The sequence below is a fragment of the Saccharopolyspora sp. ASAGF58 genome, assembly GCF_012277335.1.
Lineage (GTDB): Bacteria > Actinomycetota > Actinomycetes > Mycobacteriales > Pseudonocardiaceae > Saccharopolyspora > Saccharopolyspora hattusasensis.
The window spans coordinates 7,663,910-7,686,016 of record NZ_CP040605.1; the positions used below are offsets into that span (position 1 = coordinate 7,663,910).

At 70.0% G+C, this 22,107-nt stretch carries 17 protein-coding genes and 2 pseudogenes; 9 read left to right on the top strand and 10 right to left on the bottom strand.

The features are described 5' to 3' along the window. Positions 1-152: 152 nt before the first annotated feature. The 3 genes from FDZ84_RS35945 to FDZ84_RS35955 all read right to left on the bottom strand — a co-directional run bounded on the left by FDZ84_RS35945 (position 153) and on the right by FDZ84_RS35955 (position 2,919). Positions 153-1,094 (bottom strand): NAD(P)-dependent oxidoreductase, encoded by a 942-nt coding sequence (locus FDZ84_RS35945; protein WP_246868669.1) that lies wholly within the window; start codon positions 1,092-1,094, stop codon positions 153-155. A gap of 190 nt (positions 1,095-1,284) precedes the next feature. Beyond that, entirely contained in the window at positions 1,285-1,488 is a 204-nt protein-coding gene (locus FDZ84_RS35950) for a cold-shock protein (protein WP_168589461.1), read from the bottom strand. A gap of 264 nt (positions 1,489-1,752) precedes the next feature. After that, positions 1,753-2,919: a Glu/Leu/Phe/Val dehydrogenase gene (locus FDZ84_RS35955; RefSeq protein ID WP_168590607.1), complete on the bottom strand. Its 1,167-nt coding sequence runs from the start codon at positions 2,917-2,919 to the stop codon at positions 1,753-1,755. A 523-nt stretch (positions 2,920-3,442) separates the two neighbouring features. On the opposite strand from FDZ84_RS35955, the gene FDZ84_RS35960 reads away from it, so the two are divergent. The 3 genes from FDZ84_RS35960 to FDZ84_RS35970 all read left to right on the top strand — a co-directional run bounded on the left by FDZ84_RS35960 (position 3,443) and on the right by FDZ84_RS35970 (position 8,577). Then, positions 3,443-4,258 (top strand): hypothetical protein, encoded by an 816-nt coding sequence (locus tag FDZ84_RS35960; protein ID WP_168589462.1) that lies wholly within the window; start codon positions 3,443-3,445, stop codon positions 4,256-4,258. A 150-nt stretch (positions 4,259-4,408) separates the two neighbouring features. After that, positions 4,409-6,010 carry an amidohydrolase gene (locus FDZ84_RS35965; RefSeq protein WP_168589463.1) on the top strand — a complete coding sequence of 534 codons (1,602 nt, stop codon included), beginning with the start codon at positions 4,409-4,411 and terminating at the stop codon, positions 6,008-6,010. A 146-nt stretch (positions 6,011-6,156) separates the two neighbouring features. Then, positions 6,157-8,577: a germacradienol/geosmin synthase gene (locus tag FDZ84_RS35970; RefSeq protein WP_168589464.1), complete on the top strand. Its 2,421-nt coding sequence runs from the start codon at positions 6,157-6,159 to the stop codon at positions 8,575-8,577. Positions 8,578-8,699: 122 nt separating this feature from the next. Here FDZ84_RS35970 and FDZ84_RS35975 read toward each other — a convergent pair. Further along, a pseudogene (locus FDZ84_RS35975) lies at positions 8,700-9,198 on the bottom strand (amidohydrolase family protein); the annotation flags it as partial. A 164-nt stretch (positions 9,199-9,362) separates the two neighbouring features. On the opposite strand from FDZ84_RS35975, the pseudogene FDZ84_RS35980 reads away from it, so the two are divergent. Next, positions 9,363-10,219 (top strand): annotated as a pseudogene (locus FDZ84_RS35980) (MurR/RpiR family transcriptional regulator). Between the two features lie 194 nt (positions 10,220-10,413). Here FDZ84_RS35980 and FDZ84_RS35985 read toward each other — a convergent pair. From FDZ84_RS35985 to FDZ84_RS35995, 3 genes are all read right to left on the bottom strand, one after another. Continuing rightward, positions 10,414-11,112, bottom strand: a complete 699-nt coding sequence (locus FDZ84_RS35985; RefSeq protein WP_168589465.1) for a hypothetical protein — start codon at positions 11,110-11,112, stop codon at positions 10,414-10,416. 294 nt (positions 11,113-11,406) lie between these two features. Further along, complete coding sequence (locus FDZ84_RS35990) at positions 11,407-12,198, bottom strand: serine hydrolase (RefSeq protein ID WP_246868670.1); 792 nt, start codon at positions 12,196-12,198, stop codon at positions 11,407-11,409. Continuing rightward, entirely contained in the window at positions 12,198-12,392 is a 195-nt protein-coding gene (locus tag FDZ84_RS35995) for a hypothetical protein (protein WP_168589467.1), read from the bottom strand. Before FDZ84_RS35995 ends, FDZ84_RS35990 begins: the two co-directional genes overlap by 1 nt. 589 nt (positions 12,393-12,981) lie before the next feature. Here FDZ84_RS35995 and FDZ84_RS36000 point away from each other — a divergent pair. The 5 genes from FDZ84_RS36000 to FDZ84_RS36020 all read left to right on the top strand — a co-directional run bounded on the left by FDZ84_RS36000 (position 12,982) and on the right by FDZ84_RS36020 (position 20,327). Beyond that, on the top strand, positions 12,982-14,565 hold the full coding sequence (locus FDZ84_RS36000) for an aldehyde dehydrogenase family protein (RefSeq protein WP_210435334.1): 1,584 nt from the start codon (positions 12,982-12,984) through the stop codon (positions 14,563-14,565). Next, positions 14,565-15,710, top strand: a complete 1,146-nt coding sequence (locus FDZ84_RS36005) for an FAD-binding oxidoreductase (RefSeq protein WP_210435335.1) — start codon at positions 14,565-14,567, stop codon at positions 15,708-15,710. Before FDZ84_RS36000 ends, FDZ84_RS36005 begins: the two co-directional genes overlap by 1 nt. 156 nt (positions 15,711-15,866) lie before the next feature. Further along, positions 15,867-17,036: a Glu/Leu/Phe/Val dehydrogenase gene (locus FDZ84_RS36010; protein WP_168589468.1), complete on the top strand. Its 1,170-nt coding sequence runs from the start codon at positions 15,867-15,869 to the stop codon at positions 17,034-17,036. 85 nt (positions 17,037-17,121) lie between these two features. Continuing rightward, positions 17,122-18,045 (top strand): LysR family transcriptional regulator, encoded by a 924-nt coding sequence (locus FDZ84_RS36015; RefSeq protein ID WP_168589469.1) that lies wholly within the window; start codon positions 17,122-17,124, stop codon positions 18,043-18,045. Positions 18,046-18,143: 98 nt separating this feature from the next. Then, positions 18,144-20,327, top strand: coding sequence for a thiamine pyrophosphate-dependent enzyme (locus FDZ84_RS36020; protein ID WP_168589470.1), 2,184 nt, complete (start codon positions 18,144-18,146; stop codon positions 20,325-20,327). Positions 20,328-20,411: 84 nt separating this feature from the next. Here FDZ84_RS36020 and FDZ84_RS40400 read toward each other — a convergent pair whose 3' ends face one another. From FDZ84_RS40400 to FDZ84_RS36030, 3 genes are read right to left on the bottom strand one after another with little or no spacing between them, the layout of a single operon-like run. Continuing rightward, positions 20,412-20,531 carry an FAD-binding oxidoreductase gene (locus FDZ84_RS40400; RefSeq protein ID WP_210435337.1) on the bottom strand — a complete coding sequence of 40 codons (120 nt, stop codon included), beginning with the start codon at positions 20,529-20,531 and terminating at the stop codon, positions 20,412-20,414. A 27-nt stretch (positions 20,532-20,558) separates the two neighbouring features. After that, positions 20,559-20,777, bottom strand: a complete 219-nt coding sequence (locus tag FDZ84_RS38360; protein WP_210435338.1) for a hypothetical protein — start codon at positions 20,775-20,777, stop codon at positions 20,559-20,561. Between the two features lie 23 nt (positions 20,778-20,800). Further along, a complete protein-coding gene (locus FDZ84_RS36030) occupies positions 20,801-22,027 on the bottom strand; it encodes an RNA-guided endonuclease TnpB family protein (protein WP_210435339.1) in 1,227 nt (408 codons plus the stop codon). Between the last annotated feature and the right edge of the window lie 80 nt (positions 22,028-22,107).

The window sequence follows — 22,107 nt, forward strand, 5'->3', positions numbered from 1 at the left end:
TGCTCTCGTCTCCGGCCTCGGGGCGCATGGTCTTACTTCTGAACCTAACCCGTGCCACTGCGGATCTCCCAGCTCCAGGACCGCAGTGTGCGCTTGCTCGCGCGGGAACGATCATGGCCCACCCGCCGAGCGACGCCGCAGTTCACCCGCGACTATCCGGACCAAAGGCCGAACAAGGCGGCAAATCCCTCGCGCCAGCTCGGCCACATCGGCCGCCAGCCCAGCGTTTCGCGTAATCGGAAGTTGGTGGCACCGCGCTGCTCGGTCAGCTGGTGCACGGTCAACCAGTCCAACTGCGCCCTGGCCTGGTCCATGGTCAGCGAAACCGGGGCCGGGCCGCCCGCCATCCGCGCGTAGGCCGGTAACCATTCCATCGATTCGGCGGGCTCGTTGTCCACGACGTTGTAGGCGCCTGGCTCACCGCCGGTGACCAACGCGAGCACCGCCCCGGCCGCGTCGTCGACGTGGGTGAACGACGTCAGGCCGACGCCGTCGTCCACCAGCGGTAGCGCGCTGCCGCAGACCCGCGCGTGGATCGTCCCGCCCGGCGCGTAGTGGGTGTTCGGGCCGTACAGCGCGCCGTAGCGCAGCGCGACGCCCTCGATGTCCGGACAGGTCAGCACCGCTTCTTCTATCGCCGCAAGGGCTCGGACCGCGTCGCCCCAGCAGCCCGGCGCGTCTGTCCACAGTGGTGATTCCTCGTCCAGCACGTCGTGCCCGTGCGGGCGGTAGGCGGCGGTCATGCTCTGACCGATGATGCGCCGCGCGCCCACCTCGACGGCGGCCTCGACCAGATTCCGGGACCCGCGCTCGCGCAACTGCGCGGTGCGCCGCAAGCCCTCGTCCAGGTCGGCTCTTCCGAAGCCGGACGTCTGGTCGATGACCACGTCCGGCTCGACGCGGCGCAATTCCCGGCGCAATCCGGCCGAATCCAACAGGTCGGCGACTGCGACGTCGTCGGCCGGAGCCGCGCCGTCCAGCCGGTCCGCGTGGCGGACGAGCGCGGTCACGTGATGACCGCGTTCCCGCAGCAGCGGAAGCAGTGTTCTCCCGACCACGCCGGTCGCACCGGCGACAACCACACGCAGGGGCACTTCGACCTCGCACCGGGTTAAACGTCAGCGGGCTGGAAGCGTACCCCGGCAACGTACCCCTTAATGAGTGAAAAGGGTTGTCCTCCTCGGCGGCAGACCGGCACCGCAGGCGGCCCGGATCTGCCGCCCATCGGAGGCGGCATCAGAGCTCTCTCCGATGCGTCGTCATGCCTGTCCGGCACGACCTGGTTCAGATCACGCGGATGTCCGCGGCCTGCGGACCCTTCGGCCCCTGAGCGATCTCGAACTCCACCCGCTGCTCTTCCTCCAGCGTGCGGAAACCGGTGGACTGGATCGCGGAGTAGTGGGCGAAGACGTCAGCGCCACCGCCGTCGGGGGTGATGAACCCGTAGCCCTTCTCCGCGTTGAACCACTTCACCTTACCGGTAGCCATTCCTTGTTTCTCCTGATTCTGCTGGCCAGGGTCGACACTGCGCAGACCCCCGGTCGCCGAGCTGATCACCCGGTGCCCAACGCTGCTGCGGAGCACCACGGCACAAAAAAAGTGCCTGCGTTCTGGCAGGCACTTTCCAGTACTGCTGGGACCAAAACTGCAACCACCGCAAAGCTAGCACTCCGACTGCGGGTTGTCACACATCGATTGCCCCGTGTCAGCAACGAGCCAACCCGCAGTCGCAGCACCTCGAAACCGCTGGCGTCAGGGGATGCTCAGCAGCCCGCGACCAGCCGCCTCAGCGGCCCGATTCTCCTCGTTCCGGTGCTCGGCGAGCAGCAGTGCTGCGGTCCGCGGCGTGCGCCCCTCGGTGTCCCAAGCCGCCAGCAGCGGCGGGATCTTGGCCAGCATCTCCTCGCGCAACACCTGGAACGAGAGCACCGGATCGGCATCGACCCGCCCGAGCAGCAACCACCACGCCCAAGCCACCGCGCCGGCGTTGGCGACGAAGTCCGGGATCACCGGAATGCCGCGTGTCGCGAGCATTTCCTCGGCGTCCGAGGTGACCGGGGTGTTGGCCGCCTCGATGATCACCTTCGCGGCGATCTCCGGCACCTGCGGCGCCTTGATCGTGAACGAGACCGCGGCCGGGATCAGCACGTCCACCTCGACGGAGAGGACGGCTTCGCGCGGCAGCCGCTGGACGTCCGGCGGCACCTGGGCCCGGTCGATCTCGCCGAAGCGGTCGCGGGTTTCCAGCAGCGCTGGGACATCCAGCCCGTCCGGGTGGAACAGGGTGCCCGCCGCGTCGGCCAGCGCGACGACCTTGAGCCCCGCCTCGTGCAGGTAGTAGGCCGCGCCGCCGCCCATCGTGCCGACGCCCTGCACGGCCACTGTGGTCTCCTGCTGCGCCCAGCCGCGGGCGTGCACGACGCCCAGGCAGCTCTGCGCGACGCCGTAGCCGCCGACCACGTCGCCGAGGAGCAGGCCGCCCGGCACCGGCGCGTTGAGCCCGGCGCGAACCCGGCGAAGCGTGCGCTCCGCGTCCGGCGCCCGGCGGATCGCCGCATGGTAGGACTGGTGCAGTCCGGCCTCGGCGAACACCTCGTCGATCAAGTGCTGCGGCACCCCGAGGTCTTCGGCCGTGACCCAGTGCGCATCGAGCCACGGCCGCATCGCCTGAACGAAACGGCTCAGCACGCCGCGGGCGGCGGGATCCTTCGGATCGCAGTCGATGCCGCCCTTCGCGCCGCCGACCGGCAGGTCGAACACGGCAGTCTTGCGCGCCATGCCTCGGGCCAGTGCCTCCACCTCGGACAGGGTGCAGCCGGCCCGCATCCGAGTCCCGCCGGTGGCGAGACCGGACACCAAGCTGTGCACGACCAGGTAACCGTTGCAGCCGGTCACCGAGTCCGTCCAGATCACCCTCATCAGCGGGTCGCGGTCGACGAGTGCCACGGGCCGAACCTCCTCTCAGAGCGCATACCTGACACGGGCGCTCGCGCCCGGGATCCATCAGTGATCGATGTTGCGGCGACCCGCGGGGCACCCGCGGCCGTCACCGGCACTGCCGAAGACTCCGGTCAGTGATGTCGCAGCCAAAGCGGGGAAGAAGACAACCAACGAGCCGGACTGGGGTTGCGATAAGACTCGGTTCGCATAGCACACCTCCCGCGTCCGGCTGGAATGGCTCGAAATTAAACGGGACCTCGTCGGATTGTCAACAATCTGCGCTCAGCGCTCTCGTTACGTCATCGGAACGGGTGCCTGCCCCCCGGTTACCTGGGAGTTCGGGGGTCACAACTTGTTGCGAAACGTGATCAACTGGGCCGCGACGATCACCCGGACGGGGTCTTAAGCTTCCGGTCACGACGTACGACGGTGCCGCGCGAACCGGACCGGAACTTGGCCGAAACGGCTCCCACGGTTCCCGCGCGACTGGGAGGATGCAGGCATGAGCCAACCGGGACCCCATGACCGACCGGGATCGCTGGACGACGTCGCGCAGCAGCAGCTACTCCAGGAGATCGGCCGCGTCATCGTGCGCTCCCTCCCTCCCGGCTGGCAGCAAACCACCGTCGAATACCGCGAACTCGGCGACCACCACGAACTCGTCGCGCAACTGCTCGCCCCCAACGGCACGGTCGTCCCGCTGGCCGTGCCCACCGAAGTCGCTGGTCTGTTCGTGCAGTTGCGCCACGGCATGTACCAGCCCGACCGCGGCACCTGGATCAGCGCGCTCTACCGGCTGCAGCGACCGGGTAGCTACACCGTCGACTTCAACGGCGACTACGAGCCGAACTGGCGCGTCGCTCCCCCACCCGAAGCCTTCGCCGAGGAGCTGCGCCGCTACCCGCGCCCCGCGGCGGCCACGCCGGACTGGCTGGCGCCGCCGAGCACCGGGCCGGGGCTGCGCACCGCGGAGGTCTTCGACGATGGCGGACGGCCGATCACCGAGCGGCCGGGGCTCGACCCGGCCGAGCTCGACCAGGTGGCGGAGTACCTGGAGCGGGCCCCGGTCGTGCTGGCCGCGCGCAGCTACGACACCGACCGGCTGGATCCGAACCGCAGCCCGGCGGTGCCAATGACCTTCCACACCGACGGCAGCTGGATCTGGCCCGGCGCGGTCGGCTACTACCTGCGCCAGCACGGCGTCGCGCCGGAGGCGGAGCTGGTGGCCCACATCCGCAGCCGCAGCTTCCAGATCCCCGAGGTCGACGAGTCCGCCCGCGAGCAGGCCGTCGCGGTCATCACCGGCGACGGCCGCTGACAGCCCGCTCGGCCCGGCGCGATTTCGCGCGAGACCGACAGCGCCTCGCGCGCTGAGGGGACGCCTCCGGGCGGAGTGGCCCGGCGAGCCGGACTTCTGGTTCGCCGAAGACCGGGCCACTCCTCGGCGTGATGCTGCGACAATCTCTGCATGCGCGAGGTGGCCTTCATGGGCGGACCGGTGGCCACAATGGACGCCGCGCGCTCGTTCACCGACGCCGTCACGGTGCGCGGCGGCCGGATCGCGGCCGTCGGGGACGCCGCCGTACGAGCCCGGTTGACCCCGTCGACCGAGGTGATCGACCTCGGCGGCCGGCTGCTGCTGCCCGGTTTCCACGACGCGCACGTGCACCCGGTGTACGGCGGCATCGAGCGGCTGCGCTGCGACCTCACCGAATGCCTCGACGCCGCCGGCTGCCTGCGGCTCATCGCCGAGTTCCGGCCGGATGCGGGCTGGGTGCTCGGCGGCGGCTGGGACACGGGGCAGTTCCCGCACGGCACGCCCGACCGCGCCGCCCTGGACGCGGTGACCGGCGACCGTCCGGCGTACCTGCTCAACCGTGACCACCACGGCGCGTGGGTGAATTCCGCGGCGCTGCGGCTGGCCGGGATCGACCGGGACACTCCGGATCCGCCGGACGGCCGGATCGAACGCGACGCCGCCGGCGAACCCGCCGGGACCCTGCACGAGGGCGCCACCCGCCTGGTCGAGCAGGTGCTGCCGCCGGCCGGCGCGCAGGAGTACCTCGCGGGGCTGCTGGAGGGGCAGCGCTACCTGCATTCGTGCGGGGTGACGTCCTGGCACGACGCGATCATCGGCCCGTACCTCGGCTACGACGACCCGCTGGAGACCTACCTGAGCGCCGACCGGCAGAGCCTCCTGACCGGCAAGGTCCGAGGCGCGCTGTGGTGGGACCGCGCTCGCGGCAGGGAACAGATCGAGGAGCTCCGCCAGCGGCGCAGGCGGGCGCGCGGGTGGCGGTTCCGCGCCGACGCGGTGAAGATCATGCAGGACGGGGTTTGCGAGAGCTTCACTGCGGCGCTGCAGCTGCCCTACCTCGGCAACCACGGCCGCGGCATGTCCTTCGTGGACCCCGGTGTCCTCTCGGCCGTGGTGCCCGAGCTCGCCTCCGACGGCTTCCAGCTGCACTTCCACGCCATCGGCGACCAAGCGGTGCGCGACGTGCTGGACGCGCTCGCCGCGGCCACCACCGGCCGGGGCCTGCGCCACCAGATCGCCCACGTGCAGGTGGTGCACCCAAGCGATGTCCCGCGGTTCCACGAACTCGGCGTCACCGCGACGATCCAGCCCCGCTGGGCGGTCAACGATGCCGCCATGACCGAGCTGACCGTGCCGCACCTGGGACACCGGCGAGCCGGTTGGCAGTACCCGTTCCGGTCGCTGCGCGCCGCCGGAGCGGTGCTCGCCGCCGGCAGCGACTGGCCGGTCTCCGAGGCCGATCCGATGCGGGCGGTGCACGTTGCGGTCAACCGGCGCGAACCCGGCACCGACGATGCGCCGTTCGTGCCGGAACAAGCACTGGACCTGGTGGATGCGCTCGCCGCCTACACCGCGGGCAGTGCCTGGGTGAACCACGTGGACGGCGACACCGGCACCGTCGAAGTGGGCAAGGCCGCCGATCTCGTCGTGCTAGACCGAGACCCGTTCTCGTTGCCACCAGAGGAAATCGGGCAGTGCCGGGTGGACCTGACGATGGTCGACGGCGTGGTCGTGCACGAGCGGAAGGCGTGACTCACCGCAGCGCCGCGCTGGGCTGGTCGGGCGACGCCGAATCCCGATCGTGTACAACCCGTTCCGCGGGCATTGGCCGTCGCGGCCTTCGCTGGTTTCGTGCCCAGGGTCGGCGACCATCGCAGAGAGGTCAGGTGCGCGAACCAATGCAGCCCTTTCGACTGCCAGATTTCTACCTGTCCTACCCGGCGCGGCTGAACCCGAACCTCGGACGGGCGCGCGAGCACAGCAAGGCGTGGGCCTACGGGATGGACATGATCGACGTGCCGCAAGAAGGCAAGCCGATCTGGGACGAAGCGGACTTCGACCGTCACGACTACGCGCTGCTGTGCGCGTACACGCATCCGGACGCGGACGGTCCGGAGCTGGACCTGATCACCGACTGGTACGTGTGGGTGTTCTACTTCGACGACCACTTCGTCGAGCTCTACAAGCGGAATCCGGACCTGGCCGGGGCGCGCGAGCACCTCGGACGGCTGCCCGCGTTCATACCGGTCGAGGGCCCGATCACGGCGGAACCGACGAACCCGGTGGAGCGCGGCCTGGCCGACCTGTGGGCCCGCACGGTACCGGCGATGAGCCCGGACTGGCGGCGGCGGTTCGCCGAGAACACCAAGCACCTGCTGGACGAATCGCTTTGGGAACTGGCCAACATCAGCGAGGCCCGGCTGGCCAATCCCATCGAGTACGTGGAGATGCGCCGCAAGGTGGGCGGCGCGCCGTGGTCGGCGAACCTGGTTGAGCACGCCGTCGGCGCGGAGGTTCCGGCCGAGGTCGCCGCGACCCGCCCGATGGAGGTGCTGCGCGACACCTTCTCCGACGCCGTGCACCTGCGCAACGACCTGTTCTCCTACGAGCGCGAGGTGCAGGACGAGGGCGAGTTGAGCAACGGCGTGCTGGTCTTCGAGAAATTCCTCGGCTGCACGACGCAGGAAGCCGCGGACGCGGTCAACGACCTGCTCACCTCCCGGCTGCACCAGTTCGAGCACACCGCGGTGACGGAGGTGCCGCGACTGCTCGACGAGCACGGCATCGACCCGGCCGGACGGCTAGCGGTGCTCGGCTACGTGAAGGGCCTGCAGGACTGGCAGTCCGGCGGCCACGAGTGGCACGTGCAGTCCGGCCGCTATCCGGACGGCTCCGCCACGCCGACCGTGCTGGCCGGGCCGACCGTGCTGGCCGGGCCGACCGTGCTGGCCGGGCCGACCGTGCTGGCCGGGCCGACGGGGCTGGGCACCTCGGCGGCGCGCATCGTCTCGTCGCTGATTTCGACCGCGCCGCAACGATTGCGCAGCTTCACCCACGTTCCGTTCCAGCCGGTGGGCGAGATCCGGCGGCGGGAGATCTACCTGCCGTACGCGGTTTCGATGTGCCCGCACCTCGACGTCTCGCGGGAGCACACCGTCGAATGGGCCCGCGCCGTGGGGATGTTCGACGAGATGCCGCAGGTCTGGAACGAGCAGATGCTGCGGGCCAACGACCTCCCGCACTGCTCCGCCGGGCTCGACCCGGACGCCACCGTCGAGGAACTCGACCTTTCCTCGGCCTGGCTGACGTGGGGCACCTACGGCGACGACTACTACCCGCGAGTCTTCGGCCGCACCGGCGACATCGCGGGGGCGAAGGCGCTCAACGCCCGGCTGGAGGAGCTGATGCCCGTCGAGGGCACGAGCCCGATCACCCCGGTTAACATGATGGAGCGCGGCCTGGCCGACCTGTGGGCGCGCACCACCGGCGCGATGTCGCTCGACGCGCGGCGGACCTTCCGGAAGACACTGGAAGTCATGCTCGACTCCTGGCTCTGGGAGCTGGACAACCACCGCCAGAACCGTATTCCGGACCCGATCGACTACATCGAGATGCGGCGCCGGACCTCCGGCTCGGACCTCACCATGAGCCTGTCCCGCTTCTCCCACAAGCAGGCGGTGCCACCGGAGATCTACCGGACCCGCACGATCCGCAGCATGGCGAACGCGGCGACCGACTACGCGACGCTGCTCAACGACGTCTTCTCGTACCGCAAGGAGATCGAGTACGAGGGCGAGGTGCACAACGCGGTGCTGGTGGTGCAGAACTTCCTGGACTGCGACCAGGATCGGGCATTCGACGTCGTGCATGAGCTGATGACCGCGCGGATGCAGCAGTTCCAGCGCACCGTGGAAGTCGAGCTGCCGGCGTTGTTCGACGAGTACGACCTGGACACCGAGTCCCGCGCGGCGCTCGAACGCTACGCCGCCGAACTGCAGGACTGGATGGCGGGGATCCTGAACTGGCACCAGGAATGCCGGCGGTACTCCGACTCCGAGCTGCGCCAAAATGCCTCGCTCAGCCCCACACCGCTCAGCCCGGCACCGCTCGGCCCGGCACCGCTCAGCCCCACACCGCTCAGCCCCACACCGCTCGGCCCGGCACCGCTCGGCCCGGCACCGCTCAGCCCGGCACCGCTCAGCCCCACACCGCTCAGCCCCACACCGCTCGGCCCGGCACCGAGCGTTCTCCGCGGTCCCAACGGCCTCGGCACCGCGCTGGCCCGCCTGGCATCGTCCTGGGACCCGGCGCTCGGCTGAGGCCCGACGCGGCGCAATTTCGCGAGAAATCGACCGTCACCCGGGTGAAGGCACAATTCTCGCGAAATTGCGCCAACCCCGGGTGACGGAGCCGGGCTTCAGCTACGGATCGTCATCACGACTCACACCAGGGCGCCCCGCTGGATGACGTGGCGGATGTGCCCGGGGTCGGCGAGGTTGGTGATGCCGGCCAGCGGGTCGCCGTCCAGGACCACGAGGTCGGCCAGGGCACCCACCCGCAGCGTGCCGATCTCGCCGGTCATGCCGAGGAGGTCGGCGGCGGTGCTGGTCGACGAGCGGATGATGTACAGCGGATGATGTACAGCGGCTGCTGGACCTCGCTGCGGATCCGGAACTCCTCGTTCTGGTGGCGGTGCATGCCGCCGAGCAGGTCGCTGCCATAGACGATCTTGACGCCTGCGCGGTGCGCCATCCCATCTCCAGCGCCGCCAACCCGGCCCCAGCACGTCGTCGCCAGCTGTCCTCCGGCAACCCGAACTCGCGGGCCTCGGCCTTCAAAGCCCGATAGGTCACCAGGGTCGGCACCAGGAACGCGTCGTGCTCCAGGAACTCTGCCACATTGGACTCGTCGATGAGGTTGCCGTGCTCGATCGACCGGATACGCACGAAGTGACCGGCAACATATAGTGCAGTTATCTAGATATGCAATACCTGTTGCGTTTGAGGCTCGTTACAGGGTGTATCGGCGCGCATCGGCGCGCATCGATCGACCTACGAGAGGAACGCTATGACCACCGACAGCGCCACCAGCAGCGCGGCCGGGAATCCGACGGATCGAGACCTGGCTGCGCGGGCGCGTGCCCGAGCGCGGACTGCGCAGCAAGGGCGCGTCGGTGCTGGAGGTGCTGCTGACGCAGCCTCGACGGGCGTCCTACAGCTCCGCCGCCGAGGCCGCCGAGCTGGCCGGGGTCAACGTCGCGACGGTGAGCCGGACCGCGCAGGCCCTCGGCTTCAGCGGCTGGTCGGACCTGCAGCAGGAACTGCGGGCGCGCTACCTGTCCTCGCTGAGCGCCCCCGAAGTCGCCGCCGCGCAGCGCACCGAGGGCGAGTTGGGGGCCGCGTCGCTGCGCCGCGACCTGGAGTCGCTGGCCGTGCTGAACCGACGATTGGACGAGCAGCAGATCCGGACCATCGCCGAGGCTATCGCGCAGGCCCGGCGGGTGCTGATCATCGCCAACGGCAGCTACGTCGCGGTCGGCTCGGCGCTCGGGCACAACGTGCGGCTGGCCGGGTACGACGCGACGGTGGTGCGCGACGACGCCGACCTGGCCAACTCGGTGTCCCGGATCGAGCCCCGCGACGTGCTGGTGGCGATCAGCTTCTGGCGGCTCTACCAGAGCACGGTGACGGCGGCCGAAGAGGCAAGCAACCGCGGCGCCCGGGTCTTCGCCCTCACCGACGCGGCCAGTCCTGCGCTGGCCGCCGCAGCCGAACAGGTCGTGCTGATCCCCGCCGAGGGCGTGGCGTTTTCCCCTCGCTCGCACCGGGATTGGCGGTCGCCCAAGCCATCGCCGCCCAGCTGTCTACTGTGGATCCCGAGCGGACCCGTCGGTCCATCGAGGCAGCCGAGACCCAGTGGTCGCGCTTCGGCCTGATGCACCGCCAGCCCCGCCGCAGTTGACACCGAAGGCAGTTCCGGGAGCGGATTTGCACGGCGGCGCGGTTAGCAGTCCTCGCGAGAACTACCGTCCTCGTCCCGCTGCAGCTCGCGTGAATACCCCATTCACCACGCCGAAACAGGAAATCACCGCGGTTGGGACCCCCGAAAATACAGGGGCCCCAACCCGCGAGCGGTTGACACAGCTCCCACAACTCCTACATACCTGCCGCCCGCGAACTCTCCGACACCGGCCTCGGCCGGAACGCCACGTCACTCGACGCGACCGGCGCTCCGGCCACGGCCGTCCAGTGCGCGAGGTACTTGGCCGCCTCGGCGGCCAGCAGCGCGTCCAGCTCGACCCGGTTCGCGTTCTTGCGCAGCCGCAACGGTTTGCCGCGACGCACGTCGAGCACCATCGGCGTCGCACCCGGCCACAGGGCCGGCATCGCGCGCTCCAGGACCCGCAGCGCGAGGTTCGCGGAATCCGTGCCCAGCTGCGGCTCCTTCAGGTACGGCAGCACGACCTCGGTCCGACCGCCCCGGTGGCGCAACGCCAGCGAGCTGCGCTCCGAGATCGTGATCGCGAGCCCGCCGATCTCCCAACGCGTGGAGACGGTCGGGAGGCCGGTGACCTTGGCGCGCCCCCACCAGCGCTCGAATCCCGCATGCAGCTGCCGGAAGTGCGGTTGTTGCACCGGACGCGCCTGCCGCACCGCCGCCGCGACGATCTCCACCGCGTCCGGCGAGGTCACCGCCCGCCGCAGCGCCAGCCGGAACGGCCCGTAGAACGCCCACGCCATGCTCGTCTCATCGAGGTAGATCTCCCGCTGGTCCCGAACGATGCCCGCGCAACCACGCGGCGTGCTGCGCATGTAGTCGAGGAACGAACCGAGACTGATCTGCACACCGTCCACGAGTACCCCTTCCCGCAGTCGAGGGCAGCATCCAACGCCACAGCGAACCGTCCATCGAAACGACAGTCCACAGTGGTCTGAATGCGCCCAATCTCCCTGCCCGACAACAATATTCTAGCACTTCAGAGACCGTTTTAGAACACGCATTCGAGTGATTTTAGATCTTGTCGGATGGGCCGAGCACAGGCGACGACCGGACCGGCGAGATCATCTACACGGACGCCACCGGCGTCCTGACCCGCGACGGTGCAATGCACGAGCCCTGCGGTCGTCAACCGCCCCGCGCGGCCCAGGTCACGCCAGCGCGCGGTATGCCGCTGCCCCCAGGGCTGCGATGACGTCGCAGGCGGGGCCTCCCCGGTAGCCGGTGCGGGAGCGTTCGTCGGTGAGCTCGTCGACCAGCACCGCGACCACCGCTCGCGGCCGGTCGGCGCCGATCAGCCCCACGTCGTGGCGCAGCCCGAGCAGCTCGCCGGTCTTGTTCCAGCACTGCGCCCCGTCCGGCAGCAGCGCGGGCAGCCGGTCCCGAACCTGCTGCTTGGACAAGACTTCCAGCGCGTGCTCGGTCAGCTCCGGTGGCAGCGCCGTTCCCCTGGCCAACGCGTCGAGCACGCGCGCCTGGTCCAGCGCGGTGGTCTCGTTGCGGCCGTGGGCGTTGGGGTCCATCAGCCGGCGCTCGACACGGGTCGCCGTGCACCCCAAGTCGGCGGCGCAGTCCCGGATCGCCTCGAAACCGACCGCGTCGATCACCGCGTTCGTGGCGGCGTTGTCGCTGATCACGATCATCAGCGTGATCAGGTCACGCAGCGAAATCCGCGTCACGCTGGGAAGTTCCCGCAGGATGCCGAACCCGCCGACCCGCTCGGCGGGCAACTCGACGTATTCGTCCAGCTCGATCCGCCCATCCTGCACGGCGCGCAGCGCGGCGATCATGATCAGCACCTTGATCGTGCTGGCGGCGTGCACGACCCGCTCCGCATCGACCAGCACGGGCTCCTGTTCGTCGAGGTCCCAGGCCGCGAACCCGGCCCGCCCGGGGAGGCCGTCGAACGCCAACTCGGCCCGCAACCGCTCCGCAAACCCCATCACTCGCCTCCCGTCGGGTGAAATTCGGCCTGGTGAGGGAAACCTTCGAGCGGCTGTGCCGACTGAAGAAGCGGCTGTGCCGATCGAGGGTGTCCCCCACCCATCAGCTGCCCGGGTCGGATCAGGACGATGAACAGGACCGCGAACAGGGCCAGGTTGGCGACCATGATGTCCCACCCGTTGAACACCATCATCCGCAGGTTCCGGGAGCACGCCAGGCCCGGCCGCCCGATCATGTCCGGCCCGGGGAACGGCCCGGGGAACGGCCCGGACCGGTCGATCTGCGAGGAACGACACCAGCACCGCGGCCCAGGCTCCCGGCAGCCAGAACAGCTGGAACAGCCACAGCGGCAGTCCGGGCACGCGCAGCATCCGCCGGTCGGTTTGCTCCTCCCGTTTCGATACCGTGCGGCGGAAGATCCCGTTCGGCCCGTCCCGAACAGCGACCCTCCGGTCTCAGCAGTCTCATCTCGCACCGAGTGCCTCACCGCTGGCGACGACGGTTCGCGCTCACGCGATGCGGGAACGTTCGTCGATGGAGATCATCCGGGAAAGGGGGCGAAGCACGCAGCGGTAGCGATCCACATGTCGCCGCGGAAGGCGGGGAGAAGCACGTGTATCCCCTAGCCGATCGAGCGCAAGCTGTGCTGTCGCTCAGGGGGAACAGAAATCACTCTTCTGATTCTCCGCGAACGTGCCTCCGGGGACTTACGGTGATCCCGGCGGCGGAGGTGTCGCGCGGCACACCTGCGCACTGGTACCCGAACGAGCTGGAAGAGGTGCATGTCGGTGCAGTCGACGTTGAACTCCGTGATCGGTCCGGACGCACCCGCCCGGGTCGACGGCGGAGGCGAGTACCTTTCGCGCAACCCTGCGAACCTGGAGGACGTCGTCGCCGAGGTCTCCCTCGGCGGACCCGGGACACTGCCGGCCGCGACCGAACAGGCGCAGCGGGCGCAGCACGAATGGGCGCAGGTGCCCGCGCCGGTGCGCGGGCGGGTGGTGGCCGGGCTGGGCCGGTTGGTCGAGGCGAACAAGGAGTCACTGGCGCGGCTGGTGACCCGGGAGATCGGCAAGCCCTACGCCGAAGCGCTCGGCGAGGTGCAGGAGATCATCGACACCTGCGACTTCTTCCTCGGCGAAGGCCGCAGGCTCTACGGGCAGACGGTGCCCTCGGAGATGCCGGACAAGCAGCTGTTCACCTTCCGCGTGCCGGTGGGCGTCGCCGTGGTGATCACCGCGGGTAACTTCCCGGTCGCGGTGCCGTCCTGGTACATGGTGCCCGCGCTGCTGTGCGGCAACGCCGTGGTGTGGAAGCCCGCCGAGTACGCCGCGGGCGCGGCGCGGGCGCTGGCCGAGCTGGCCTGGCGCGCCGGGGTGCCCAAGGGCGTGCTCAACCTCGTCTACACCGACGGCGAGACGACCTTCGAGGGACTGGAGTCCGCGCTGGCGGCGGGCACCGTCAACAAGGTCGGGTTCACCGGGTCCAGCGCGGTCGGCGCGCGGGTCGGCGAGCTGTGCGGCCGGTACCTGCAGAGCCCGTGCCTTGAGCTGGGCGGCAAGAACCCGATGGTCGTCGCCCCGGACGCGGAGCTCGACCTCGCAGTGGAGGGCGCCCTGTTCTCCGGGTGGGGTACCGCCGGGCAGCGCTGCACCTCGCTGGGCAACCTGATCGTGCACCGCGACGTGCACGACGAGTTCGTGCGCCGGCTCGACGCGGCGCTGCGCGCGGCCACCATCGGCGACCCGACCGGTGACGTGCTCTACGGCCCGCTGCTGGACCAGAAGTTCGCGGACAACTTCGAGAACATCCTGGGCAACATCGCCGAGCACCACACCGTGCTGGGTTCGGAGTCGGTCGGGCGGATCGGGGATTCCGCGCCGCGCAAGGGCTTCCAGGGCGATGCCTCGACCGGGCTGTACTACCACCCGGTGCTGCTGGACGGGCTGCGGCCGGACGACCACGTGTTCCGCAACGAGACCTTCGGCCCGATCGTCGGCGTCACCACCTACGACGCGCTGGACGAGGCCATCGAGCTGGGCAACGCCCCCGGCTACGGGTTGTCCGCGGCGATCTACACCACCGACCCGGCCACCGCGTTCCGGTTCCGGCAGGGCATCGGGGCGGGCATGGTCAGCGTGAACAACTCGACCTCCGGCGCGGAGGCGCACCTGCCCTTCGGCGGAAACGGCAAGTCCGGCAACGGCAGCCGCCAGTCCGGCATCTGGGTGCTCGACCAGTTCACCCGCTGGCAGTCGTTGAACTGGGACTTCTCCGGCAAGCTGCAGAAGGCCCAGATGGACGTCGACACCGTCGAGCCGGAGCTGGACTTCCGGCTGCCCCCGGAACTCGGCGGTGCCCGGTGATGCTGCCGGGCCGGGCCGAGGTCGTCGTGATCGGCGGCGGCGTGATGGGCGTCAGCACCGCCTTTCACCTCGCCGAAGCTGGCGTGGACGTGCTGCTGCTGGAGCGCGACGAGCTCGGCGAAGGCAGCACGAGCAAGGCCGCCGGCGGGGTGCGCGCGCAGTTCTCCGACCCGGTCAACATCGAGCTCGGGCAGCGCAGTCTGAACGCGTTCGAGGACTTCGCGCGGCGGCCCGGCGGCGAGATCGACCTCAAGCAGTTCGGCTACCTGTTCCTGCTGTCGGATCCCGACGACGTCGCGACGTTCGAGCAGAGCGTGCGGCTGCAGAACGGGTTCGGCGTGCCGAGCCGGATGCTGACCGTCGCCGAGGCCTGCGAGCTCTCGCCGTACGTGGTGCCGGACGGGCTGCTGGCGGCCGCCTTCTCCCCCACCGACGGGCACTGCACCCCGGAGGCGGTGGTGCAGGGTTACGCGCAGGCTGCCCGGCAGCACGGCGCCCTGCTGCGGCGGCACTGCCCAGTGACCGGCATCGAGGTCACCGGCGGTGAGATCACCGCGGTGCACACCCATTTCGGTTCCGTCGAAACGTCGACCGTGGTCTGCGCGGCGGGCGCGTGGTCGGCGTCGGTCGGCGAGTTCGCCGGCGTCGAGCTGCCGGTCCGGCCGCTGCGGCGGCAGATCCTGGTCACCGAGCCCGTGCCGGACCTGCGGCCCCGGCTGCCGTTCACCATCGACTTCAGCACCAGCTTCTACTTCCACGACGAAGGACCGGGTCTGCTCATCGGCATGTCCGACCCCGACGAGGAGTACGGGTTCCGGCTCAACACCGACGACCGCTGGCTCGGGAGGCTCGCCGACACCGTGGCGCGGCGCGCACCGCGGCTGGCCGACATCGGCGTCGCGAACGGCTGGGCCGGGCTCTACGAGGTCACGCCCGACCACAACGCCCTGGTCGGGGAGGCGGCGAGACCGAGCCGGTTCCTCTACGCCACCGGCTTCTCCGGCCACGGCTTCCTGCAGGGACCGGCCATCGGCGAAGTCATGCGCGACCTCGTGCTCGGCCGACCGCCGGTCGTCGACGTCACCGGCCTCGACGTCCGCCGTTTCGCCGGCACCGGGGTCCGGCCCGAGCACAACTGCGTCTGAAAGGCGGAACCCGGGCTCATCCGCGGCCCTTTCGAGCGGTTCCCCCGACACGCAGTGCGGCCCGGCCGCTTCGAGGACGAAGAACTTCGTGAGACACGAGCGAAATCCCCCGATATCCGGACTGTGCTCGGCGCAGCCGGCGAAGGAGCGCGAACCGTGCGTGATCTGTTGCAGGAGATCGACGAATGGGGCCCGGAGAAGGTGGTGTGCGTCTCGGACGCGCGCACCGGCATGCGGGGCGTGCTGGTCATCGACAACACCGCCCGCGGCACCGGCAAGGGCGGCACCCGGATGAGCCCGACCGTCACCGTCGGCGAGATCGCCCGGCTGGCCCGCGTGATGACCTGGAAGTGGGCCGCGGTCGACCTGTTCCACGGCGGCGCGAAGGCGGGCATCTTCGCCGACCCGGACGCGCCGGACAAGGAGCGGATCGTGCGGGCCTTCGCGCGGCGGCTGGCCGACCAGATCCCGGCCAGCTACGTCGCGGGGCTGGACATGGGGATGACCGAGCACGACGCGGCGATCATCCAGGACGAGCTCGGCGACCGCGGCGCGGCGGTCGGCGTCCCCGAATCGCTGGGCGGCGTGCCCTACGACCAGTTGGGCGTGACCGGTCACGGCGTCGCCGAGGCCGTGGACGCGGCGCTGGCCCACCGGGGCCGCGGCGTGGCCGGGGCGCGGGTGGCGTTGCAGGGCTTCGGCGCCGTCGGGGCCGCCGCAGCGAAGCGGCTGCACGAGCTCGGCGCCCAGCTGGTCGCGCTGTCCACGATCGACGGCTCGGTGCACGACCCGGCGGGGCTCGACGTGCCGCAGTGGCTGGACGCCCGCGCCGAGTTCGGCGACGCGTGCGTGGCCAAGGCCTCGGCGCGGCACCGGATCCCGCGCGGCGAGGAGCTTCAGGTGGACTGCGACGTGCTGATCCCGGCCGCCGGGCAGGACGTCATCGACGAATCCGTCGCCGCGGAGATCCGGGCCGGGTTGATCGTGGAGGGGGCGAACCTGCCGACCACGCCCAACGCCCGCCACCTGCTGGCGGGCCGGGAGATCACCATCGTGCCGGACTTCATCGCCAACGCCGGCGGTGCCATCGCAGCCGGTTTCGCCATGGACGCGCGGCATTCCGCGTTCCGGCCGGAACCGGCGGCGATCCTGCGGACGGTGGCGGAACGCACCCGCAGCAACACCGTGCTGGTCCTGGACACCGCGCAGGCCGGTGGCGTACTACCGCACCAGGCGGCGCTGGACCTGGCCAAGGAACGCGTGCGGACTGCGATGCGGCTGCGGGGTCGATTGCCCAGAGCCGCGACCGCGTGCGGACTGCGTTGAACTCGCATCGCGCGGCGCTGCCGGCACTCGGGGCGAGCCGGCCCCGGGTGCGCGGCTTGGAAGACGAGAGCAGAGGGGGTCAGGCGTGCTCAACCCGATCCACTTGAGAACCCTGCAGGAATGCGTTCGCACCGGCTCGTTCGCCGAGGCCGGGCGGGTGCTCGGCTACACGGCATCGGCGGTGTCGCAACAAATGGCGCTGCTGGAACGCGCGGTCGGCGCGCCGCTGTTCGAGCGTTCCGCGCGCAGCGCCCGCAGCACCGCGCTGGCGATCCGGCTCGCCGACCGCAGCCGCGACGCGCTCGGTGCGCTCGACGCGCTGGAGCGCGAGGTCCGGGCGATGGTCGCCGGGGAGGAAGGCAGCCTGCGGCTGGCCAGCTTCGCCACCGCCAACGCTCGCGTGCTGCCGGACGTGCTCGCCGCCGTGGTCTCCCAACGGCCGAGCGCCGAGGTGCAACTCGACGAGGGCGAGCCGGACGAGGTGCTCGGCGACGTGCTGGACGGCGTCCTGGACGCGGCCGTGGTCTTCGAGTACGACCTCGATCCGCGGCAGTGGCCGATCGAGCTGTGCGTGGAAGAGCTGATGGCCGAGCCGCTGCGGCTGGCGCTGCCCGAGGCGCACCGGCTGGCCGGGGCCGCGGAGGTGGACTTGCGCGAGCTCGCCGGGGACGCCTGGATCTGCACCCGGCCAGACACCGCGGGGGCGCGGGCGCTGGTGCTGCTGGCCGCCGCGGCCGGATTCGTGCCGCGGATCACCTTCCGCAGCAACGACTACTCGGTGATCCGGGACCTGGTGGCCCGCGACCTCGGCGTGGCGGTGCTGCCCGGGCTGGCGATCCCCGACGACCACGTGCGCATCTCCCGGATCGCCGGCTGGCAGCCGCACCGCCGGGTGAAGGCCTTGTACCGCAAGCAGAACACGAACCCGCTGCTGCCGATCGCGCTGGAATGCCTGGCCAAGTCGTGCGCCCAGGTGGCCAACGACTGGCACGCGGTACCGGGCGCGTAGTGGGTGCCGTGAGTCTTGCGAATCGCTGTAGCGGCCCGAAGGGCTCACGGCACCGAGCCCTGTTGCAGACTCACAACCGCTCGCCATACGGAGGACCTATGAGCGACAAGACCGAACCCGTTGACGAGTTCTTCCGGACCGCCGTGGCCGGTTGGTCCGCCCGGCCGTCGACCGGGTCGGGGCAGGACGACGAACTGCTGGCGCTGTTCGACTCGCAGGCCGGCAGCAGGCACCTGGACTTCCAGGCGCGGCAACTGGGCTCGCAGGGCAAGGGCTTCTACAGCATCGGCTCGTCCGGGCACGAGTCCAACGCGGCGGTCGCCGCCGCGCTGCGGCCCACGGACCCGGCGCTGCTGCACTACCGCTCCGGCGGCTTCTACGTCCGCCGCGGCCGGCAGGTGCCGGGCCAGCACCCGCTGCGCGACGTGCTGCTGGGCATCGTCGCCTCGTCCGATGAGCCGATCTCCGCCGGTCGGCACAAGGTATTCGGCAACGCCGAGCTGTCCGTGATCCCGCAGACCTCGACCATCGCCTCGCACCTGCCGCGCGCGGTGGGCCTGGCTTTCTCGCTCGGCCGGGCCGCCAAGCTCGGCGTCCCGGCCGCCTGGCCGGCAGATTCCGTCGTGGTGTGCAGCTTCGGCGACGCCTCGGCGAACCACTCCACCGCGACCGGCGCGATCAACTCCGCGCTGCACTGCGCCTTCCAGGGCCTGCCGATGCCGCTGCTGCTGGTGTGCGAGGACAACGGCATCGGGATCAGCGTGCGCACGCCGCAGGGCTGGATCGAATCCACCTACGGCGACCGCAACGGCCTGCGGTACTTCAAGGTCGACGGCGACGACCCGGTGCGCTGCCTGGCGGTCGCGCGGGAGGCCGCGGACTGGGTCCGCGAGCACCGCGCCCCGGCGTTCCTGCACCTGCGGACGGTGCGGTTGATGGGGCACGCCGGGTCGGACGTGGAGTCCGGTTACCGGTCGCGCACCGAGATCACCGCTGACTACCAGCGCGATCCGCTGCGCGCCACCGCAAAAGCACTGGTGGACAACGGGATTCTGCGCCCCGATGAGGTGCTCGCGCGCTACGAGGATAAGCGGGCCGAGGTCGCGCGTATCGCCGAGGAGGCGCTCGGCCGCCGGAAGCTGGGCAGCGCTGCCGAGGTGATGGCCTCGATCTGCCAGGACCGGCCGGACGTCGTCGCGCGCCGGGCGGGTGAGGTTTCGTCGCGGCGCTCGGAGTTCTTCGGTGATCAGCTCCCGGAGTCCGAGGGGCCGCTGACCCTGGCGCAGGCGATCAACCGTTCGCTGGCCGAAGAGCTGGCCCGCGATCCGCGCGTCGTGGTCTTCGGCGAGGACGTCGCCCGCAAGGGCGGGGTGTACGGGGTGACGCGCGGACTGCGCAAGAAGTTCGGCGGCACCAAGGTGTTCGACACGCTGCTGGACGAGCAGAGCATCCTGGGCACGGCGCTCGGCGCGGGGCTCGCCGGGCTGCTGCCGATCCCCGAGATCCAGTACCTCGCCTACGTGCACAACGCGGCCGACCAGCTGCGTGGCGAAGGCAGCACGCTGAGCTTCTTCTCCAACGGCCAGTACCGGAACCCGATGGTGGTGCGCATCGCGGGTTACGGCTACCAGAAGGGCTTCGGCGGCCATTTCCACAACGACAACAGCGTCGCCGCGCTGCGCGACCTGCCGGGCGTTGTGGTCGCGTCGCCTTCCCGGCCGGACGACGCCGCCGCGATGATGCGCACCTGCGTCGCGGCCGCGCACGAAGACGGCCGGCTGTGCGTGTTCCTGGAGCCGATCGCGCTGTACCACATGCGTGACCTGCACGAATCCAGCGACGGCGAGTGGCTGGCGCCGTACCCGGTACCGGGCGAGCACCACGTGCCGATCGGCCGCGCCCGGGAGTACGGCGACGGAGAAGATCTGACGCTGATCAGCTTCGGCAACGGGGTGCCGATGAGCCTGCGGGTCGCGAAGCGGCTTCAGGAGCGCGGCATCGGGGCCCGGGTGCTGGACCTGCGCTGGTTGGCGCCGCTGCCGGTCGAGGACCTGCTCGCGTCGGCGCGCGCGACCGGGCGGGTGCTGGTGGTCGACGAAACCCGCCGCAGCGGCGGCGTTTCCGAGCCGGTGGTGACGGCGCTGGTCGACGGCGGGTTCCGCGGCCAGATCGGCCGCGTCACCAGCGAGGACAGCTTCATCCCGCTGGGCGCGGCGGCCAACCACGTCCTGCTCGACGAGGACACCGTCGAGACGGCGGCGCTGGAACTGGCGAAGAGTTGACCTTCGCCACTGGCCCGCGAGTGCTTTGGGCTCAGCCAGGACGACTACGAATTCACTGACATCGTCGAACGGTTTGCCTGACGCTCAGCTGTCCGGTGGATCGCCGAAGACCTTGCCGGGGTTGAAGATCCCGGTGGGATCGAGGGCGTTCCCAGCGCAGACCCGCACCACCGCGACCACGTCATCGGTACTGGTCGCGCGCACCACGGCCAGCGACTTGCCGTACGGGGCTCACTCGGCCTCGTCGTGCGCGAACCGGGCGACGGAGTCGGGGTCGGTCAGCAGCACCGGCCCGGGAAGTTCCGCTCGCAGCGCCGCAAGCGCCTTCTCCGCCGTGCCCGACATGCCGTCCTCCTCTGTCCGCCGCAGTCCACCCACGTTGACCAACACGGACGCCGCCCCGGCCGCCGCCTGCGGCGGGCCCAACCGCAGGTCAGCGCGCGAGGGCATCCAGATTGACTTCCTCGCCACGCCTAAAGGCGGGGGAGTCCAACCTTCACAGGTTGGGTTTCCTGCTTCGTAGCCGACTGCGCGCGAGCAAGCTCGCCCCGGCTTACACCAGCTCCACAGGCATCGCCGGATTTCCACCCGGCTACCGCTCGACCAGCGGCAAGGATGTTCTTCGCGGCGTTGTGGTCCCGGTCGTGCCGAGTGCCGCAGTCGGGGCACCTCCAGTGCCGCACCGACAGTTTCAGGTTCTTCAGCAGGTGCCCGCAGTTCGAGCAGGTCTTTGAGCTCGGATACCAGCGGTCAACGACAACGACGATCTTTCCCGCTCGCTCGGCTTTGTATTCGAGCTGGCGCCGGAACTCGCTCCACCCGCAATCGGAGATCGCCTTGGCCAGTTTTCGGTTGCGGACCATGTTCTTCACCGCGAGGTCTTCGACCGCGACCAGGTCATTGTTACGAACCAGGTCCGTTGAGGTGCGGTGCAGGAAGTCCTGCCGCGCGTGCCGCACCTTGCGGTGCGCCCGGGCAACCTTGGCTTTAGCCTTGCGGCAGTTCGCTGAACCGCGCTGCTTGCGGGCCATCTGACGTTGATAACGGGCAAGGTTGCGGGCCCTACGGTCCACGTGCCCAGCGTTGGGGATCTTCTCCCCGGTGGACAGGACAGCGAAGTCCTTCACACCCAGGTCAACGCCGACCGCGCGGCCGGTAGCCGGGGCGTGTTCGGGCTCGTCGGTGTCCACGGCGAAGGTCACGTACCAGCGGCCGTCAGACTCGCGGGAAACGATCACCATAGTCGGATTCAGAGACCGAAGAACCTCTGCACCCCAGGACCACACATACTCAAGCGGCGCGTTGTGCTTGGCCAGCTTCAGCTTTCCATCGCGCAGGCTAAACGCGCTGCGCGTGTAGTGCGCCGACCGACGTCCGTTACGCGACTTGAAGCGCGGGTAGCGAGCACGTCCAGCGAAGAAGTTCGCGTAGGCGGTGTGCTGGTGCCGCAACGTCTGCTGCAACGGCACCGACGACACCTCGGACAGAAACGCCAGTTCTTCGGTCTTCTTCCACGCGGTCAGCGCGGCGTCGGTCTCCTTGTAGGAGGTCTTTTTGCCGGTTGCGTGGTAGGAGCGGTGGCGTTCGGCGAGGGTCTTGTTCCACACGAGGCGTACGCACCCGAACGTGCGGCCCAGCTGGGCCGCCTGTTCGGGGCCGGGATAGGCCCGAACCTTGTACGCCGTCCTCACACTGATCATTTTACACAGCGGGCCGACACCAGTAATCATCTGTTGGGATGGCTACCGCTGGACGCGTTAATCACGGCTTGACGTGCTTC

What these genes read in the sequence shown, in the direction of transcription:
- FDZ84_RS35970 (WP_168589464.1), top strand. Translation starts at nt 6,157, where the DNA reads ATGCAGCCCTTTCGACTGCCAGATTTCTACCTGTCCTACCCGGCGCGG.
- FDZ84_RS35950 (WP_168589461.1), bottom strand. Translation starts at nt 1,488, where the DNA reads ATGGCTACCGGTAAGGTGAAGTGGTTCAACGCGGAGAAGGGCTACGGG.
- FDZ84_RS38360 (WP_210435338.1), bottom strand. Translation starts at nt 20,777, where the DNA reads ATGCCCTCGCGCGCTGACCTGCGGTTGGGCCCGCCGCAGGCGGCGGCC.
- FDZ84_RS35995 (WP_168589467.1), bottom strand. Translation starts at nt 12,392, where the DNA reads ATGATGGTGTTCAACGGGTGGGACATCATGGTCGCCAACCTGGCCCTG.
- FDZ84_RS35990 (WP_246868670.1), bottom strand. Translation starts at nt 12,198, where the DNA reads ATGGGGTTTGCGGAGCGGTTGCGGGCCGAGTTGGCGTTCGACGGCCTC.
- FDZ84_RS35955 (WP_168590607.1), bottom strand. Translation starts at nt 2,919, where the DNA reads ATGAGGGTGATCTGGACGGACTCGGTGACCGGCTGCAACGGTTACCTG.
- FDZ84_RS36005 (WP_210435335.1), top strand. Translation starts at nt 14,565, where the DNA reads ATGCTGCCGGGCCGGGCCGAGGTCGTCGTGATCGGCGGCGGCGTGATG.
- FDZ84_RS36000 (WP_210435334.1), top strand. Translation starts at nt 12,982, where the DNA reads ATGTCGGTGCAGTCGACGTTGAACTCCGTGATCGGTCCGGACGCACCC.
- FDZ84_RS35960 (WP_168589462.1), top strand. Translation starts at nt 3,443, where the DNA reads ATGAGCCAACCGGGACCCCATGACCGACCGGGATCGCTGGACGACGTC.
- FDZ84_RS36030 (WP_210435339.1), bottom strand. Translation starts at nt 22,027, where the DNA reads ATGATCAGTGTGAGGACGGCGTACAAGGTTCGGGCCTATCCCGGCCCC.
- FDZ84_RS35965 (WP_168589463.1), top strand. Translation starts at nt 4,409, where the DNA reads ATGCGCGAGGTGGCCTTCATGGGCGGACCGGTGGCCACAATGGACGCC.
- FDZ84_RS36020 (WP_168589470.1), top strand. Translation starts at nt 18,144, where the DNA reads ATGAGCGACAAGACCGAACCCGTTGACGAGTTCTTCCGGACCGCCGTG.